A 21,694-nucleotide genomic window follows, 5' to 3' on the forward strand; every position below is an offset into this window, starting at 1 on the left:
TTTACAGTAGTAAGCTGAATTTATTTGAGCGTTTTTTTGAAAAAAAATAAAGTATCAAATAATAATTGTCCCCTTTGTTTATTGAGAATTAAAAGTTACATTAGCATAAATACGTTGTTAAAACCCGTTAAAAAGCCATTTTAAAGCACTTATTATCATTACGTTATAAATACACTTAGTATTTTGATAAATAAGGGCATTTGAATATAGATGTTTGAACAATATTTAACACTTTGATAACACGGGTAAAGGTCAGTATTTACAACAATGAAATAATTTAGCATAGTTAACCAAAAACAAAATATAAGTATAAAAACAAAGAACTAAACCTTCGCATCATCTATCTACCAACCAAAATACCTACAATAAAACAAAACACAATTCCCTATGAAAAACATGTCTAACCTCAACGGTATTAAACACCTTTCGGTGATGTTTAATATCAGTCTGCAATCCATGCAGATTATCTATCGATTTAAATCTTCCAGCGTACTCCAGACAAACAGCGTGCTGACGTAAAGTTATTCACCTTATTTGCTTTGTAAATACAGTATAAAAATACTGTAGGTGGCATTTTTTTGCCCAAACTTAATGGTTGTTTCACGATGTGTGGAGGACCAGCTGTACCTGCTTTGTTAAAAAAATTGAGATGGAAGACACATCAAAAAATGCAATCCCGTTGGATAGCCAACAAAATAATAATGATATCGCTGTGATAGGTATGTCATGCAGATTCCCCGGAGCAGGCAACTACCGGGATTTTTGGAATAATCTTGTCAATGGAGCCTTCAGTGTGACGGAAATTCCCGACACCCGATGGAACTGGCGTGACTATTATGGCGATCCTGCACAGGATACCAATAAGACTAACAGTAAATGGGGTGGATTTATCGAAGACATGGATAAGTTTGATCCGTTATTCTTTAATATCTCACCAAAAGAAGCCAGGTATATTGATCCGCAGCATCGGATTTTTCTGGAAGCGGCCTGGCATGCGGTAGAAGATGCAGGGTATAGTACAGAAAGTTTATCAGGCAAAAAGGTTGGTGTTTACGTAGGCGTTTCTAAAAATGACTATGCCGAGATGCTGCAGTCTACGCATCAGGAAATCAGCTCTTTTATTTCTACGGGTACGGTACATTCTATTTTGGCTAACCGGGTTTCGTTTCTGATGGATATCAGGGGGAAAAGTGAAGTGGTGGATACCGCTTGTTCCAGTTCACTGGTTGCCTTGCACAATGCAATCCGTGATATGCGGGCAGGAAATTGTGACTCCGCATTGGTTGGTGGTGTGAATGCACTGATTACGCCTACCATGTACTTATCACATGGTAAATCAGGGATGTTATCTTCAGAAGGAAAATGTAAGACTTTTGATGAGAGTTCTGACGGTTATGTGCGCGGAGAAGGGGTGGGGTGTATTTTCATCAAGCCCTTAGCAAGAGCAATAGCAGATAATGATTCTATTATTGGTATAATCAAAGGAACCGCGGTGAATCACAATGGCCGCTCCAATTCCTTGACTTCACCTAGTGTACGTGCACAAGCAGAGGTGATTAACGCCGCGCTTGAAGATGCTGGTGTTGACGCCGGGCAGGTGAGTTATATTGAAGCACATGGTACAGCTACTCCTTTAGGTGATCCTATTGAGATTAGTGCCTTAAAAAAGGTATTTAGTAAATACGGTGAAGACAAAAATGTGCAATGCAATTTAGGGGCATTGAAAACAAATATAGGACATCTGGAAAGTGCAGCAGGGATCGCAGGCCTCATTAAAGTATTGCTTTGTATGCGCCATGGTCAACTTCCTGGGCTATTGCATCATAAAAAACTAAACCCATATATTGATTTAACGCATAGTCCATTTGTTATTTCTGGTGAGCTGAGCCCATGGAAACCGGCTGTAAAAGGTCTTCAAAGCGGGCCGCTTACTGCCGGAGTGAGTTCTTTCGGAATGGGTGGGGTAAACGCACATGTAATCTTGCAAGCCTACAACGGAACTCAGCGCAGCGTTGTAACTAAAACCGCAGGTCCTTATCGTATTCCTGTGAGCGCAAAAACACAAAAACAATTAAAATCATATGCACAGACTATTGCTGACTTTTTAAAAGCAGATGGTCACAAATTGCATTTACAGGATATCGCATTTACGCTGCAAAACGGCAGAGATGTAATGGCTAGTAAAGCAGTTTTTTTAACTACTGATTTAACGGATTTCATTGCACAGCTGGATGAATATGCTGCGACCGGGAACATCACTCCAAATCAACTTAAGCCAAACGAACAGCTGATTGCAGCAGATGGCGTAAGAATTGCCTTACCGGGATATCCATTTGAAAGACGCAGGTGTTGGATGGATGCGGCTTCGGTTTCTGCTGCTGTTGTAGAAATAGCCCATCCTTTATTGACATTTTCCAACAACGATCAGGAACAACAATGGGCCTATGAAACTTTGTTAAAACCAGCAGATTATTTCATTCGCGATCATATTGTGCAGGGTGAATGTATGATGCCTGGTGTGGCTTACCTGGAAATAGCGAGAGCTGTAGCGGAACAAGCTTGTGGACGACCTGTTGCTGAATTAACTGAAGTATGCTGGATGCAATCTGTGAAAGTGTATGCGGAAAATGTGCCTTTACAGCTTAAACTGGCACCTGTAAATACAGGTTTTTCTTTCGAAATCACAACGGCCGGCGGGGTGCATGCCAATGGAAATATCTTATTAAAAAATAAAATCAATACCCCTGCGGTCATTGATTTGCAAAATATAAAAGAACGCTGTGTTATTCATAAAACAGCAGACGAAATTTACCAGGCACTATCAAAAGAAGGATTAGCTTATCAAAAAACCTTTCAAACTATAACAGCAGGTTACTTTACCGCTGATGAAGCATTATGCAGCTTACAACCAACTGACAAAGACCAGTCAGTCTCTTCAAAAGTATGGGAGCCTTCTTTACTGGACGGTGTTTTCCAAACTGTAGTGGGTTTGTGTATTTGGGGTAATGTAGAACATACTTATCAATTACTGCCATTTTATCTTAAATCGGTGCGCTGTTATGGCCAGCTTGGCGAGGCACGTTATGCTTATGTTAAAAAATCAAGTGCTTATCAGGAAGGGGAAAAGTTCTCATTTGATATGTTCTTGTGCGATGAAAATGGAAACGTAATCCTGTCATTCAGTGAGTTCGTTAAAAGGGCTTATAAATCAGGTCCGGTTGCGCTTAAAGAGCCTGCAGCAGTCTTAATAGAAAGCCTGCACTATACTGCAGATTGGCTGGAAAGACCATTGGGCGTATTAAATGAGCGGCCAAATGCTGTTATTGTATTTGATACAAATACTGTTTTATATGAAAGTATTCAAAAGAAACTGCCTTTTACAACTGCGGTAATTGTATTGCCGGGTTATACTTACCAGAAAAAAGATAAACATACTTATCAGCTCGACGTTGCAGATGCTACATCTTTTAAAAGGCTGACTAAGGATTTAGCACAGGACGGGATCGTTACCGACAATTGGATTTACCGGTGGAGTATGGGCCGTGATCAAAAAGTAAGCGCGCATTTACAGGATATTTATGCCTTATTATATTTATCGCAAGCTTTAATCACTGCTGCTTATGCTGAACGCATCAAATTATTATTTGTCTACAATCATAGCGACACGGTAACTGCTGCGGTTCACCAGATGGCTGGTGGGTTTGCAAGAACACTAGCGTATGAGAATCCGCGTATTTCTATTTTAAGTGTTGGGATTACGGAAGATGAAACTGTAAACTACCAGGAGATCATTCTGCAGGAAATTACGCATTATGTAATGGCTCCATTGTTAGAAGTAATTTATCGTCAGGGACGCAGAGAAGAAAGAACCGTTGTACCAGGGAAGGATTTTTATGGCCTTCCGGAGCAGGTTTTGCTAAAAGAAAACGGCTGTTATATTATTACTGGTGGTAGCGGAGGCTTAGGAATGGTATTCTCAGCTTATCTGGCCGAGCAGTATAAAGCAAAAATCGTATTAATTGGCCGCAGTGCAAAGAATGAAGTAATTGAAGAGAAATTGTTGCAATTGCAGCAGCTGGGCGGGGATGCGGTCTATTATACTGCAAACGTTGCCGATAAAAAAGCAATTGCTTCAATCATCGCTAAGGTTAAGAAAAAATATAAAAAGGTTAATGGGGTCATTCATGCTGCGGGACTGATCGAAGACTCGTTTATCATTAATAAAAAACCAGATTCATTTGAAAGGGTAATCACCCCTAAAATCTATGGCGCTATTAATTTAGAGGAATGTCTCCAAAATGAAGCGCTCGATTTCTTTATTGCATTTTCATCCATCGCTTCATTAATGCCTAATCAGGGGCAGTGTGATTACGCTGCCGCTAATAATTTCCTGGATCATTTGATGTATAGCAGGAACCAGAGAGAAATTGGAAAAGGGCGTCATGGAATCAGTCTTGCTATTAACTGGCCGCTTTGGGAGAACGGAGGGATAACAATCTCTGCTGAAGAACGTGAGCATTTATGGCAGGTATTTGGAATGAAGCCAATGCTGAATGAAGATGCGCTAAAAGGGTTTATAAAATTATTGAGCACCAGTAACACTTCAACTCCTTGTCAGGCCGTACTAATTGAAGGGATAGCAGACAAGATAGAAATGCACCTGAATGTTGAACGGACCTTGAGTAATAAACAGAAAGAAGTTCCTGCTAGCGGTGATTTTTCTGCTGTACTACGTCATATGATTACGGCTGTTTTGCCAGAAATAAAAGTGATTACTGATACAGACAGTTTCAATAAAATGGGGCTTAGTTCTTCTGCACTGGTTAAACTATCCGCTCTTTTGACGGAATATCTTGATACAGCGATCAATCCTATCTTATTAATTGAATACAATACTATTCAGGAGCTGACCGCTTATGTCAACAATGAAATACCAGCAGCAGTAGTCACGGCCGCCGCAAAAGCAGCAGGACAATTAATATTTGAAAACGAACGCAAAGACCATCATGGATATGGCGGTAAAACTTCCTTAGTGGATGCAGATCGTTCAGATCAGTCAAGTTTGTTATTTAGAAAGCGCTTCAGCAATGAAGAGTTTTATATGCAGGATCATGTGGTCGACAATAAATACAATGTTCCAGGAGCTTGTTATATTGAAATGGGCAGACAGGCTGTTTCCTTGCTGGGCAAAAAAGTATACAGCTTATCAAATAACTACTGGCCTGAAGTATTATCCTCTGCAGGTGCGCCGATCAATGCTAATATTCAATTGATACAAAAAGGATCATTGTATAGCTATGAGATCTTTAGTCAGGAAATAACAGGGCGCAAAGTTGTGCATGCGATGGGTGATGTGAATTTGGAAACTGTCATTGAGCCTGGTGAGTTAGGGGTGATTAACCTTCAGTCGCTGCGCGAAAAGCTAACCAAAACAATAACCAGGGATACGGTATATGAGCAAATTATCGCGGAAGGTCTGCATGTAGGGCCTTCTTTTATGCCGATGAAAGAGTTATGGACTAACCAGGAAGAAGCGCTGGGGCATTTGATTTTGCCATTACATGTTGCGGAAACTTTGCCTGATTATATTTTGCACCCAAGTATGCTGACTGGTGTATTCCAGACCGCTATTATTAATAATAAACCGAATGGCATGGATGCTACCAAATATATACCGGTAGCTATCGATGAAATCTTATTTACTGGTCAGCTTCCTGCCGAATGTTTTGTACATACAGTTGCGCATGAAGAGAATTCAAACAGAAGTGGGATTAAGAAATTTGATGCAGTAGTTGCTGATCTGGCCGGAAATATTATTGCACGCCTCAGTGGTTTTGCAATCAAAGAAATTACAAATGCACAGCATGTTTCAGCTTCTTCACCACAGCTTGCTCAGAAAGCCAGATTGGGCAGCATAACAGGCCCGGCAATTGAAAGCGTAGCGCATTTGTTAAAAACATTGCTGCACGATGGTGTGGGGCTGGAGATCGAAGAGATGGATGCTGAAATCTCTTTTGAAGAGTTGGGTATCAATTCCAGGATGATTATCGATCTGAACAGATTGCTGGCAAAAACCTTCGGTAACTTATCAAAAACTCTTTTCTTCGAGTATCGGAATATCAGCGAACTGGCAGAGTATTTTCAGAAAAAACATGCTGCAGTATTACAGGAATTGCTTGCTTCGGAGCAGCTGGAAGAGGAAGGAAATGTTGCAGGCTTAACTGCTGAACAAATATTTGCTGGCCAAATTTCATTAGCAACAGATCAACAGGCAATCAGTAATCAGCTAGTAACTAGTAATCAACCAGCAACCATCAATCAGTTAGCAAAAGCTCCGGTATCAAAAGATATTGCGATTGTAGGTATAGGCGGTAAATATCCGAAAGCTGATAACCTTGCTGAATTCTGGAAAGTATTAAAGCAGGGCGAGGATTGTATTGTTGAAATCCCTGAAGATAGATTTGATTATAAAGCTCATTTTGATGCGGATAAAGATAAAGGGCTATTATATGCCCGTTGGGGAGGGTTTATCAATGATGTAGATAAGTTTGATCCCTTATTCTTTAATATATCTCCAAGAGAAGCTGAACAGATAGATCCTCAGGAAAGATTGTTTCTGGAGGTAGTTTGGGCAACGCTGGAAGATGCAGGTATTACCCGTGAAAAGGTAGCTGCACAATCAAAAAAAGTTGGTGTATTTGTTGGTGCACTTTGGCAACCTTATATTAACCTGGGCGTTGAAGAAACGGCTAAAGGAAATCCAGTTGCACCAAGTGGTCTTTTATATAGTATTCCAAACAGAGTATCCTATTTCTTTAACTGGACAGGGCCAAGTATTGCAATTGATACCGCTTGTTCGGCTTCGTTAACGGCCTTACATTATGCTTGTGAAAGTATCAGAAACGGAGACGCTGACAGCTGTATCGCAGGAGGGGTTAACTTATCACTTTCACTAAGTAAATACTTGTTTTTAAGTTCTCATAATTTCCTGGCTACCGATGGCCGCTGCCGTAGTTTTGGTATCGGTGATGGTTATGTTCCCGGTGAAGGAATTGGTGCCGTTTTACTGAAGTCTCTGGAAGATGCAATTGCTGATGGAGATCAGATTTACGGTGTCATTAAAGGTACAGCAGTCAATCATAGTGGTCGTACTAACGGATATACTGTGCCTAGCCCTAATTTGCAAGGCGAACTGATCAGTTCAGCTTTAGAAAAAGCACAGCTTGATGCGCGTACTATCTCTTATGTGGAGGCGCATGGTACAGGAACTTCTTTAGGCGATCCTATTGAGATGACAGGTCTTTGCAAAGCTTTTGATGCACATACAGCAGAAAAACAATTCTGTGCAATCGGTTCTGTGAAAGCTAACATTGGTCATTTGGAAGCTACAGCTGGCATTGCCGGATTAACAAAAATATTATTGCAGTTTAAACATGAGGTACTCGTACCTTCAATTCACTCTGCTGTGCTGAATCCAAATATCAGTTTTGAAGATACTCCTTTTTATGTGCCGCAGAATTTAGCGCCATGGAAAAGACCTCTGATTACAAATAAAGCAGGTCAGCTGGAAGAAATCCCACGCAGGGCGATGCTAAGTTCTTTTGGCGCAGGAGGCAGTAATGCACACCTGATTGTCGAAGAATTTAAGCAAGCGCGGCAGCAACCAGTAGCTGAACAGGATTCTGCAATCATTTTGCTGTCTGCTAAAAATGAAGAACGGTTACAAGAACAGGTCGCTAATTTAAAATATTTCCTGGAGCAGGACCAGAGTTTATCAGTTCTTGATATCGCCTATACCTTGCAAACCGGAAGAGAAGCAATGGAAGAGCGTATTGCCTTTATTGCTAAAGATATACCTGCATTGGTTACTTTATTAGGTAGTTTTCTGGAAGGAAATCCAGCTGATTATCTGGCCTCTGGTGCAGGATATCGTGTTGGTAATAGTAAACAAGGTACAAATGTCCGCAAGGGTATTGTTGAACAAAATGTATTATCACAAGCTATACAGACTTCAGCATGGGGAACTATTGCAGATTTCTGGATCAATGGACAGTTGGTGGACTGGAAAATATTGTATACCGGAAAACAGCCCCGCAGAATCAGCTTGCCAACTTATCCCTTCGCAAGAGAACGGTACTGGCTTCCAGAAGCAGAAGAAAATATTAAGCTGTTCAGCAGTAAATCTGAGGGCAAAAACTTGCATCCATTGGTACATAGCAATACCTCGGATCTGGATCAGCAGCAGTTTACCAGTACATTTGATGGCAGGGAGTCATTTTTAGCACATCACCAAGTACAAAACAAAAAAATACTGCCTGGAGTAGCTTATCTGGAATTAGCCAGAGCAGCCGGAGAACTCAGCATCCACCAGCAAATTAAGCAGCTGAAACAAGTAAGCTGGATAAATCCTTTTTGGGTAAATGATACCGCAACACTGCATATCAGTTTATTCCGGAATCAGGGAGAAGTCAGTTATGAAATTTACAGTGGACAGGAAGAAAATATAACCCTGCACAATAGCGGTAATTTGTCTGCTTCAGCAGTAAATATTCCTGCCGCAATGAATATTCCACAGCTTAAACGTGCTTTGACCAGTGAAATATCAGGACAGGAATTATACCGTGCATTTGATCTGGCAGGATTAAATCTGAAAGAGACTTTTCAACAGGTTGAAACTTTATATTTTGGAGAAGAAGGCGCTTTGTCAAAAATAAAGCTGGCAAACACTGATGGTAGCATGTATCCACCAGGCATCCTGGATAGTTTATTACATGCCATTTATGGATTGATGGAATCTGGCGGACAAGCTTATTCGCTGGTATTGCCTTTTTACGCAGGAGAAGTGAATTTCTATCAGGAAATTAAGGGTGCTAAAGAGTTATGGGGCTATGCCGTTAAAAAGAAAGACAAGGCTCAGGAGCAAACTGCTGTTACTGCCGATTTCTATCTGCTGAATGAGTCTGGCGAAGTGCTGTTATTCTTTAAAGATTTTATCTTCCTTCCTGCAGAAAATAAACCAAAGATTACTTTAAAAGAGGACGCAAGCGTTGCTTTTTATCAGCAGCATTGGGAAAAAGCAACTTTAGCTGAAGCCCAGCAGCTCGAAACAGCCAATCAGCTTATCCTTATTGCGGGTGGTGCAGCCGGTTTATGTGATAAATTGCAGGAAGAATTGGGGCTGGAAGTGCTTAACGTTACGCAAGAACAACCAGCGCTTTATTTCCAGACCATACTCGAAAACATTAAGTCGAAAATACAACAAAAAGGGCCTGCGCATCTTACTGTCATTTGTCAGCATGACGATTACCTGGAATATGGTTTTATATCAGGTTTGCTTAAAACGGTAAAGCTTGAACATCCGGCTATTACTGGAAAAGTATTGTCAGTAGACAGCTTGTCTGTTAAAAATCTGGATGAACTTGCGGCAATAATTGAAGCTGAACAGGGTAATATAGCTTCAGAAGTCAGTTACAAGGATGGGGTGAGGGAAATCAAAAAGCTTTCTCCGGTTAACCTTAATGCAGCAGCGGTGAATGAGGTTTCCTTTAAAAAAGACGGAGTTTATTTGTTAACTGGTGGTGCAGGTGGATTAGGTTTATTAATCGCAGCACATATTTGCAGTAAAAATAAGTTGACGCTGGTCTTAACTGGCAGAAGTCAATTAACAGAGAAAGTAAAAGCTGAACTCGCTAAAATACCAGGCGCAGTTTATCATGCTGGTGACTTGAGTGATCTGCAGGACACGCAAAAATTAATCGCAGTTATTCATGAAAAATATGGCGTACTCCATGGCGTGATTCATAGTGCAGGGGTAATTAGAGATAGTTATATTCTAAATAAAACGCCTTTACAAATAAATGAAGTGTTTTCGGCTAAAATACAAGGCACTAAAAATCTGGATGAGGCCACTAAAGATGAACCACTGGATTTTATGCTGTTCTTTTCTTCGATTACAGCGATTAAGGGAAATGCAGGACAAGCCGATTATGCGGCGGCAAATGCCTATCTGAATAACTATGCGGCTTACCGGAATACAGCAAGACCAAATTGTAAAGCGAATGGTAAAACATTAAGTATTTGCTGGACTTTATGGGAAGAAGGAGGAATGCAGGTCAGTAAAGAAGACTTGCAATACCTGGAGAAACAGTGGGGCTCATTTGCACTCCCTTCGGTTGAGGGAATGAAAGCTTTTGACACTTTATTAAAAAGCGGAACTGGAGAGATCCTGGTGACTTATGAAGGTAAAGAGGTTCCCAAAGCACAGGAAGCTGCTATACTGACCACTCCGGGTAGTCAGCAAGAAGTTACCCTGTTCAACGGAGAATTTACACTGGATATGAATTCAGCAATGACTGAAAATGTTTCCCGCAAAATTATTGACGTGGTCGCTGCCTTATTGAAGTTAAATCCTGCTGTGATTAAAAGGGATAAAGCATTTGGGGATTATGGATTTGATTCTATTTCTCTTACAAAGTTTGCCCGTGAGCTCAATTCTTTTTACGAACTGGAATTATTACCTACTGCTTTTTATAACTATCCGACAGTTCATGATTTAGTTTCTTTTTTGATCGAAGATCATCAGGCGTCAGTAGCTAAAAAACATGCTGTTTCTGCTCCTTTAAAATCAATAGCCATAGATACAGCGCTTGCACAACCGGCAGTTTTAGCACACAAAAGACAAGATTTTAGCAGAGAAAGAAGTACAGCCGTTCCAGTAGAAGAGCGTACCGTTGCTCCAGGAGAAGGACGTACAGCTATTCCAGGAGAAGAGCTTACCGCTGCTCAAAGAACGGTAATTGTTAACCAGGATCAGCAATCTCTTCAAAACAACTACCAGGGCATAAATCAGGTGCCTGTTGCAATTGTGGGGATCAGCGGACGCTTCCCCGGTTCTGCAGATCTGGATGCTTTTTGGGAAAATATCGCTCAGAATAAAGACCTGATTACTGAAATAAAAGCTGAACGCTGGGATTGGAAAACCTTTTATGGCGATCCGCAGAAAGAGAAGAATAAGACCAAAGCAAAATGGGGTGGTTTCATTGAAGATATAGACAAATTTGACCCTTTATTCTTCAATATATCTCCACGGGAAGCAGCATTGATGGATCCGCAGCAACGCATCACTTTAGAAGCGGTATACCAGGCTTTGGAAGATGCAACTATTGCACCCGATAAAATCAGAGGTAGCGATACCAGTATTTTTATTGGCGTTTCTACTTCCGATTATTCCATGCTGCTAAATAATCAGTCAGATTTAACCGGGCAAGGACATTATGCAACCGGATCTGTACATTCTGTACTGGTTAACCGGATCTCTTATCTGCTTGATCTTCGTGGTGCAAGTGAACCTGTAGATACAGCTTGTTCAAGCTCGCTGATTGCGATTCATCGTGCAGTTGCACATATCCGCAATGGAGATAGCAAAATCGCTATTGCCGGCGGGGTAAACGCGATCTTATCACCAGAACTCACTTTATCTTTTAGTGAAGCAGGTATGTTAAGTGACGATGGCCGCTGTAAAACATTTGATGAAAGTGCCAATGGCTATGTACGTGGGGAAGGGGTAGGTATTGTTATCCTGAAAGCACTGGAACAAGCAGAAGCAGACGGAGATCATATTTATGGAATTATCCGCGGCAGTGCTGAAAATCATGGTGGTAAGGCGAATACCTTAACTTCTCCAAATCCTAATGCGCAAAAAGAACTGCTGATTAAAGCTTATCGTTCTGCTGGGATTGATCCAAGGGACGTTACCTATATAGAAGCACATGGAACTGGAACTCCATTAGGAGATCCGATTGAAATAGAAGGCTTAAAACTAGCTTTTAACGCATTATATAAAGAAAAAAATCTGGCACAACCTGATACCGCATATTGCAGCATCGGTAGTGTGAAAACAAATATCGGACACTTAGAAGCTGCTGCCGGAATTGCAGGGGTCATGAAAGTGATCTTGTCCATGAAGCATAAAACGCTGCCGGGCAATCCTCATCTGGTTCATCAGAATGCGTATTTAAAATTGGATGGAAGTCCTTTCCAGTTGCAACAACAGACTACGGATTGGAAGGTTCCTTCAGGGAAACCGAGAATTGCCGGAATCAGTAGTTTTGGTTTTGGAGGTGCAAATGCACACTTAATCCTGGAAGAATATATCCCTGTAGCACATGAGCTTTATCCAATTGAGCAAGCTGCTATAATTTTATTATCTGCGAGGAATGCAGATCGGTTGAAAGCTAAAGTGGTTCAGTTGAAGGAATTCTTAAAAGTGGAAACTGATCTGCATGAACTCGCTTATAGTTTGCAAAATGGCAGAGATGCAATGGAAGAACGTCTGGCTTTAGTAGCAGAAAATCAGCAGGATTTATTGATTCAGTTGGAGAATTATCTGAATGATCAGACTACTGGATTCTTAAGGGGAAATACAAACCATAATCACGCAGACTTCCTGCTGGAAGGAACAGCGGGGAAAGCATACGTAGACACCGCAATCCGAAATAAAGAGAGCAGAAGCCTGGCGCAATTATGGGTTAAGGGAATTGAAATAGACTGGAAATTATTATATCCTGGAATCCTGCCACGCAGAATCAGTTTGCCAGTCTATCCATTTACCAGACAACGGTGCTGGATGCCTGAGTCAGCTAAGAAAACCGTGCAAAATCTTAAGATAAATCAGCTTCATCCTTTGCTGCATACCAATGAATCTGATTGGGTGCAACAACAATATACGGCAGTATACACAGGTCAGGAGTCTTTCCTTGCAGATCATATGGTGCGCAGGGAGAAGATATTACCTGGGGTAGCTTACCTGGAACTGGCCAGAGCAGCGGGTGCTTTAAGTACGCGTCAGCCGGTAGTTCGGCTTAGAAATGTAAGCTGGCTCAGCCCACTAAAATTGGAAGCGGGTACTGCTGCGGTTTGTATCGGTCTTGAAACAGATTTAAGTTATAAAATCTATAGTCAGAAAAACCAGGAACTTGTTTATGGAAGTGGTCAGCTGATTACCGGAGAACCAGAGGTTGCCGGAGCTTTTGATCTGGAAACTTTAAAAGCAGGCTGTTCTAGAAGTATACAAGGGACTGAGATTTATCAGGACTTTAAAACACAAGGATTAAACCTGGGGACTAGTTTCACAGGGGTGACTCAAATATTTGCAGGAGCAGAGCTTGCTTTGTCTTCGATAAATCTGGCAGAATTGGAAGGTTGTTTATATACTCCTGGAATTCTGGACAGTTTGCTGCATACTATATATGGTTTGGTAACAGCCGGCGGGCAGCCTTATACACTGGCCCTGCCTTATTTTGTGAGAGAAGTACATTTTCATCAGCAAATAGCAGACGCTACGGCCTTATGGGGATATGCAAGGAAAAGTAAAACCTATAAAGAAGGAGATCAGGTGATCAGTTATGATCTGGATTTACTCAATGAAAACGGAGAAATATTAGTCAGCTTCAGAGATTTTGTAGCCTTACCTCCAGATGGATTTGCCGTTATTCCACAGGAAGACAGCGAGAAAGCGCTTAGTCAGCAACAGATTCGCATTGCTGAGCCGCAAATTTTCACTGATCAGGAGGAAATCAATCAGCAGGAAATCATCGTATCCAATAGTTTCCTTAAAGAAAGCGTTGAAGCTGAACTGGTGAAGGTCGTTGCTGAACTGATCAGTATGGATGCATTGGCTATCGAAAGAGATAGAAAGTTCGGTGATTATGGTTTTGATTCGATCCTGTTGACACGCTTTACCAATCAGCTGAACGGATATTATAACCTTGACCTGATGCCAACGGTATTTTACAATTATTCAACGATTTATAAACTGGCTGCTTTCTTAACAGAAGAATATGAAGCTGCATTCAGTTTAAAACATGGAGGATTAATAGTTAAACCTGATGCAATGGCTAAACCTTTAGTTCATGCTGTGGCCAAACCTTTAGTTCATGCTGTGGCTAAACCTTTCGCTCATGCTGTGGCTAAACCTTTAGTTCATGCTGAGAACAGACCTTTAACCCCACAAAATGCTTTTTTACATCGCACAGTTGTACCAGTAATGTCTGCAGCCGGCTATGGACAACAATCAACAATGGAGCCTATTGCCATTATTGGGATGAGCGGACGTTTCCCTGGCTCTCCGGATTTGGAAACTTTCTGGCAGAATATCAGCGCGAATAAAGACTTGATCACAGAAGTTCCGGCAGACCGCTGGGACTGGAGAAAATATTATGGTGATCCTTTAACAGAGAAAAACAAGACTACAGCTAAATGGGGTGGTTTTATCACTGATATTGATAAATTCGATTCTTTATTCTTCAATATCTCTCCGCTTGAAGCAGAACTGATGGACCCACAACAAAGGATCCTGATGGAAGCTGTATACCAGGCATTAGAAGATGGTGGGGTTGCGGCCGACAAAATAAAAGGCAGTAACACAGGCATCTTTATCGGTGTATCTGCTTCAGATTACGCCACACGTTTAAGCAATGAAACAGATCTGTCAGGACATATGCATTATACCACCGGGTCGGTGCATTCGATGCTGGTCAACAGGATCTCTTATTTACTGGATATTAACGGGCCGAGCGAACCCGTTGATACCGCCTGTTCAAGTTCATTGATTGCGATTCACAGAGCAGTCGAAAATATCAGAAGTGGTATTTGTGATATGGCAATTGCTGGGGGCGTGAATGCAATGCTTTCGCCAGAATTGACGCTTTCTTTCAGTCAGTCGGGCATGCTGAGTAAAGATGGCCGCTGTAAAACATTTGATCAGCTGGCTAATGGATATGTAAGAGGTGAGGGGGTAGGCGTTATTATTCTTAAAGCTTTAAGCAAAGCAGAAGCTGATGGTGATCCTATTTATGGGGTCATTAAAGGAACTGCAGAAAACCACGGAGGAAAAGCCAATACATTAACCTCTCCTAATCCGATTGCACAAAGAGATTTATTATTGCGCGCTTACCGCACCGCAGGGATTGATCCGCGCGATGTCAGCTATATTGAAGCACACGGAACTGGAACACCGCTTGGTGATCCAATCGAAGCAGAAGGGTTAAAGCTGGCCTTTAAAGAATTATATAAAGATAGAAATCTGCAAATGCCAGAACAGCCGTATTGCAGTATTGGAAGTGTAAAAACTAACATTGGGCACCTGGAATCTGCTGCGGGTATTGCGAGCACAATTAAGGTCTTGCTTTGTTTGAAACACTGTAAATTACCTGGTAATCCGCATTTACAGCACCCTAATGAGTACTTGAAATTGGATGGCAGTATTTTTCAATTGCAAAAGGAAACCACGCCATGGTTAGCTGCAAACGACCGTCCCAGAGTGGCCGGAGTCAGCAGCTTTGGTTTTGGCGGTGCGAATGCGCATATAATTATCGAAGAATACAAACCTGTTGCCCCAATTTCTTATCAGGGGACTGACCAGGCTATTGTTTTACTCTCTGCAAAAACTAAAGAAAGCCTGAAAGAACAGGTTAGTGGTTTAGCAACCCACCTGGAGAAAAATCCTTCTTTAAACTTGTATGATGTTGCTTATACTTTGCAAACGGGCAGAGAGGCACTGGAAGAAAGACTAGCGATTGTCGTTTCAGATAAAACTCAGCTGGCGAACAAACTGGCCGATTATTTAAATGGGGAGACCAAATCCTTATTCGCTGGCAATAGTAAGCAGGGTAAAACTGGCTTTTTATTACAAGGTGGCGCAGGACAGGCCTATATCAACTATGCGATAGAAAAGAAGGAAATAGCGTCTTTAGCAAGCTTATGGATCACAGGTGTTGCGATTGACTGGGATTTATTATACACAAGTCAGCGTCCTGCGAGGATTAACCTACCTGTTTATCCCTTTATAAAAAACAGGTACTGGATACCTGATTCGGGTAAATCAACAGGGACTGGAAACACTCCATTGCACCCTTTACTACACCGCAATGAATCAGATTTAAAAGAACAGAAATATACCAGCATTTTTACCGGGCAGGAAGTTTTCCTGAATGACCATAAAGTGCAGGACGTAAAGATATTGCCTGGTGTGGCTTATCTTGAACTGGCAAGAATAGCCGGGACATTGAGTAGTGGGCAACCTGTTACGCAGCTGAAGAATATCAGCTGGTTAAATCCGATCAGTATAACCGGGGCGCCAATCAACGTGCATACTGGAATTTATATTGAAGAGGATCATTTATGTTACGAGGTCTACAATAACGAAGATGCAATTCATGGCAGTGGTCAGCTTTTTACGCATGCGTTAATTCAGCCGGAGCACCTGAACATTGCTGTGCTGCAGTCATCCGCAGATATAATTCTGAACGGAAAAGAAATGTATCAAGAGTTTCTTGCAGCTGGTCTGGAGTTGGGTTCTTCTTACAGAGGTGTTCAGAAAATGTACGCAAACCAGGCTGGGTGTTTAGCTAAAATAGAGTTGAATAGTCTGGATGGGTTCAGGTATACACCAGGAATTCTGGATAGTATGCTGCATACAATTTATGGATTTCAACAGGTCAGCGGTGAACCGTATACTTTAGCACTTCCTTATTTTATGGGTGAGGTGAGTTGCTACAAAGATCTGGAAAGTACTTCTTTATGGACTTATGCAAGGATGAGTCAGGAAACTAAGGCTGACGATAAACTGGCCGCATATGATATTGATTTACTGAATGCATCAGGAGAAGTATTGCTGAGTTTCAAAAATTTTGTTGCACTTCCATTAGGCGGCGGATTTAAACCAACGCAAACGGTAAAGCCGGCAGCTGAGCTTCATATTTATCAACCGGCATGGGAAACATGGGTTGCGACAGCTCCAATGAAGAAAGCTACCGCAGTTGAGCAGCAGTTAATCTGGCTGGCCGGAGGTTCTGAAACCTTAGCAGAAACTATTCAAGAGCGCTTGGGGATTGAGACAAAAGCTATTGCACTTACTCAGCCTGTAGTTTATTTTTCAACGATACTGGAAAGGCTTAAAACCGAATTGAAGCAGAATGCTTCCTTACATCTGACTGTTGTTTATCAAAATGAAAATTACGCACAAGCAGGATTTATAACCGGTTTATTGCAATCTGCAGTACAGGAGAATCCTCGTATTACAGGGCAAACGATAGGAACAGACAGTTTAGCACTGGCCGATGTAGCTGCCATAACTGAGCTACTGAAAAAAGATAAACCTGTTGATGCTCCGGAAATCCGTTATGTTAAAAATATACTGGAAAGAAAACACTTCAGACCGTCACAGCTTAACAAAGCTGATGATTTGCAGATCCGTGAAAATGGGATATACCTGATTACTGGCGGTGTTGGTGGATTGGGGCGTATTTTTGCTGCGCACCTTAGTAAAACCAGTGGTGTAAAGGTTTTATTGACGGGTAGAAAATCTCCTGATCAGGAAATAGAAAAATTGCTTGCTGAAATACCTGGTACGGTTTATTATCCATGTGATATTACGGTAGAGAAGGAATTAGCAACCCTGCTGCTAAAGATCAAAAGTACTTATGGGGTATTGCATGGTGTGCTGCATAGTGCAGGAACTTTAAGGGATAGCTTTATTCAAAATAAAACGCAGGAACAGATCCAGCAGGTACTCACTCCGAAAATAATTGGAGCTCAGTATCTGGATGAGTTAACCAAAAATGAACCGCTTGATTTTATGCTGTTCTTTTCGTCTGTTGCCGCGGTGAGTGGCAACGCAGGTCAGGCTGATTATGCAGCAGCAAACACTTACCTGGATCATTATGTTTTACACAGAAATGAAGCAGTAGCTAAAGGACTGAGGTCTGGTAAGACATTCAGTGTGAACTGGCCATTGTGGAAATCTGGTGGAATGCAGGTGAGTGCAGAAGGTGAAAAATACCTGGAAAAACAATTTGGTATGTTGCCAATGGACACCTTGACTGGCTTAAGAACTTTTGATGAATTATTGAAAGCTGAAGCGGGACAGTATGCTGTTTATTTTGGTGACGCTGAAGGTATTGCAAGAACGACTGGTAATGAGCTGCCTGTAAAAGAGGTCGCATCAGTTGCGGCCACGAAGCCTTCAGTTACGGCTCCAACGCCTTCTGTTGCGGCCACGAAGCCTTTAATTACGACCCTAAAGCCTATAGTAACAGGTTTGGAAGAAAAAGTTGCCGGACAAATCAGCGCGATTGTAGGGGAATTACTCAAACTGGATCTTTCCATGATTAACCAGGAAAAGGAATTTGGCGTATATGGCTTTGATTCTCTTTTACTGACCAGGTTTACCAATGCATTGAACAGTTATTATACACTGGAATTAATGCCCACGGTATTTTATAATTACCCCGCTATTGGGGTACTTACTGCTTTTCTGCTGAAAACATATCCTGAGCAATTGGCTGCAAAAAGTGGAAATGATGAGATACAACTGGCTAGCCCGGTCACTGCTAAAGACTCTGCAGCACAAACAGACGAGCAGCTGGATACTGCTGAGCAAACAAATTATGCGCAAACAGCACGCAGAAGCAGATTTAATGCTTTAAAAGCTGAGCACCCTTTAAATGGCGAACCGGCTTTAGCACAACCGCAATTTAAACCAACTGAACAAGCAATTGCGATCATAGGAATCAGCGGACGTTTTCCGGAATCACCAGATGTAGCTACTTTTTGGGAGCAGATCAAAAATAACAAAGATCTGATTACTGAAGTTCCTTCAGACCGCTGGAGCTGGCAGGAATATTACGGGGATCCTCAAAAAGAAGCACGTAAAACGAAGGCTAAATGGGGCGGTTTCATTACCGATATGGATAAATTTGATCCTTTATTCTTTAATATCTCGCCTAAAGAGGCTGCTTTAATGGATCCGCAACAGCGAATCACCCTGGAAGCAGTATTTCATGCGCTGGAAGATGCAGGTATAGCAACCTCTAAACTCAGAGGAACGGATACTGGTGTTTTTATTGGCGTATCAGCAGTGGACTATTCTACTTTACTGAATAATGGGACTGATTTAATGAGCCGGGCACAATTTGCTACAGGCGCAGCCCATTCCATGCTGGTCAACAGGATTTCTTATTTACTGGATATTCATGGGCCGAGCGAACCAGTAGATACCGCTTGTTCAAGTTCATTAATTGCCATTCACCGCGGTGTAGAGCACATCAGAAATGGTCATTGTGAACTGGCTATCGCAGGTGGGGTCAATGCCATGCTTTCGCCGGAACTTACACTTTCTTTCAGCAGTGGAGGAATGTTAAGTGACGACGGACGCTGCAAGAGTTTTGACCAGCGTGCCAATGGTTATGTGCGTGGAGAAGGTGTCGGGATCGTGATCCTGAAAGCTTTGAGTAAAGCCGAAGCCGATGGCGATCTAATTTATGGAATCATCAGAGGCACTGCCGAGAATCATGGTGGAAGGGCAAATACCCTGACTTCACCAAATCCGAATGCACAGCGTGATTTACTTGTTAAAGCTTATCGGAATGCAAATATAGATCCACGTGATGTGAGTTATATAGAAGCGCATGGTACTGGAACAGCATTAGGCGATCCGATAGAAATTGAAGGTTTAAAGCTGGCATTTGATACGCTATATGAAGATAGGGGATTGGCACAAACAACAGCTGCTTATTGCAGTATTGGAAGTGTGAAAACCAATGTAGGACATTTGGAATCTGCTGCAGGTATGGCTGGTGTGATGAAGGTATTGATGGCAATGAAGTATCAGACTTTGCCGGGAAATCCGCATCTGCAAAGTCCTAATGCTTATCTGCAATTGGAAAATACTCCTTTCCGTTTGCAAAAGGAAACCACTGCCTGGCTATCAGGAAATAATAAACCAAGAATAGCCGGGATCAGCAGTTTTGGTTTTGGCGGTGCAAATGCGCATGTGATTATTGAAGAATATCAGCCTTTATTCAAAAAAGCTTACATCAATAAACAGGCTGCTATCATTCCTCTATCGGCGAAAAATAAAACACAGTTGCGGCAACAACTGGAAAATCTCAAAAGTTATCTGGAACTGAATCCAGAAGGCAACATACACGAGATCGCTTATACTTTACAAAATGGCCGCGAACCAATGGCCGAAAGAGCTGTATTTATAGCACGCAATGTTAGAGAATTGATTCATCTGCTTGCCGATGGCTTCAGTGATAATCTGGATCAGCTAACTGTGGCTGATGATTTTGAGACCAGGTTAATGCAAATTGCTAAAACATGGTTAAAAGCAGAGCAGGATGATTGGTCAGCCTGTTATCCGGATCAGAAACCTGCGAAGATCAGTTTACCAGTTTATCCTTTTGCGCGTAATCGTTATTGGGTGCCTGAAGGAAAAAAGACAGCTTCGGAATTTGTAGAAGAAATTGAGAAAAAGGTACTTAAGGAAGTTGATAAAGAGCTTAACAATGAAAAGCAATTTCCGGAAGCAGATAAAACTGACCACCTGTATACCCCCATCTGGAGCCGTGTTAAAAACCTGGAACAAGTTGAAATTACTGGTCAGGGTAAATGTCTGATCATTACAGGCGATGCCCCTGAGCATGTTACACGGAAAATACAACAAGAACTGAGCAAAAATGGTTCTGAAGTCATTGTGGTTGAAATGCTGACCAGTATACCCGAAGATTTAACTGCTGTCTATTTACTGCAAGGCTTGTCAGAAGAAGAAGGCCAAACTTTAAATAAAGGATATGCACAAAGAGAATTTACTGTATTCCGAACGATCAAAACATTATTGGATACTATTTACAACGATACCGGACTGAATGTTACAGTACTGACTGCCAATACACAGCAGGTTTTTGCGATTGACAAGGTGGAGGAATCAGGAAGTGGGATTTCTGGACTGATCGGCTCTTTCGCAAAAGAACAAGCGCATTGGAAGTTCAGAGTCATCGATGTAGAAATGGACGAACAGGGGATGCTAAAGACCAGTACTGAAAAGTTATTGCAAACCGAATTTAACACTACTGATGTTCTGGTTAGTTATCGCAATGATATTGCTTATAAACGGAACCTTTTTCAATTAGAACTTCCCGCTGATAAAATAAGTAAGTTAAAAAGTAATGGGACTTACGTGCTGCTGGGAGGCGCAGGTGGTATTGGTAAAACAACAACTACCTACCTGGTTGAGCATTACCAGGCCCAGGTAATCTGGCTGGGCAGAAGGCCGCTCGACGAGACTATCATTAAAGCACAGGATGAAGTTGGGAAATTGGGGAAAAGACCCTTATACATTCCATGTGATGCCAATGATAAGGAAAGTGTAAGGAATGCTTACCTGGAGGTTAAAAACTCCGGATTAACTGTAAACGGGATATTTCATTCAGGCATTGTGTTAAATGATATGTTGTTAAAGAACATGAGTGAAGACGATTTTATCAAATCTTTTGAAATCAAATCTATGGCCAGTCATTATCTGGTTGATGTTTTTAAAGAAGACCCGCTCGACTTCATTTGTTTCTATTCTTCCGTTCAATCACAATGGAGTGCACCCGGACAATCAAATTATGCTGCTGGCTGTACTTATAAAGATAGCTATGCACATAGCATCAAACACAGACACCAGATTCCGGTACACATTATTAACTGGGGATACTGGGACGAAGTAGGTGTAGTCTCTTCACCTGCCTATAAACAGCGTATGCAGCGATTGGGAATAGGGGGTATCTCACAGAAAAAAGGAATGGCCATACTGGAAAAGGTATTGGCCAGTAATGAATCTCAGGTATTTGCCGTAAAACTTATATAG

The 21,694-nt window shown here is 41.7% G+C and carries 1 protein-coding gene; it reads left to right on the forward strand.

The genetic code is table 11. The features are described from left to right. Positions 1-649: 649 nt before the first annotated feature. On the forward strand, positions 650-21,694 hold the full coding sequence (locus tag ABIB30_RS18535) for an SDR family NAD(P)-dependent oxidoreductase (protein ID WP_354304538.1): 21,045 nt from the start codon (positions 650-652) through the stop codon (positions 21,692-21,694).

It is taken from the genome of Pedobacter sp. UYP1 (assembly GCF_040547305.1).
Lineage (GTDB): Bacteria > Bacteroidota > Bacteroidia > Sphingobacteriales > Sphingobacteriaceae > Pedobacter.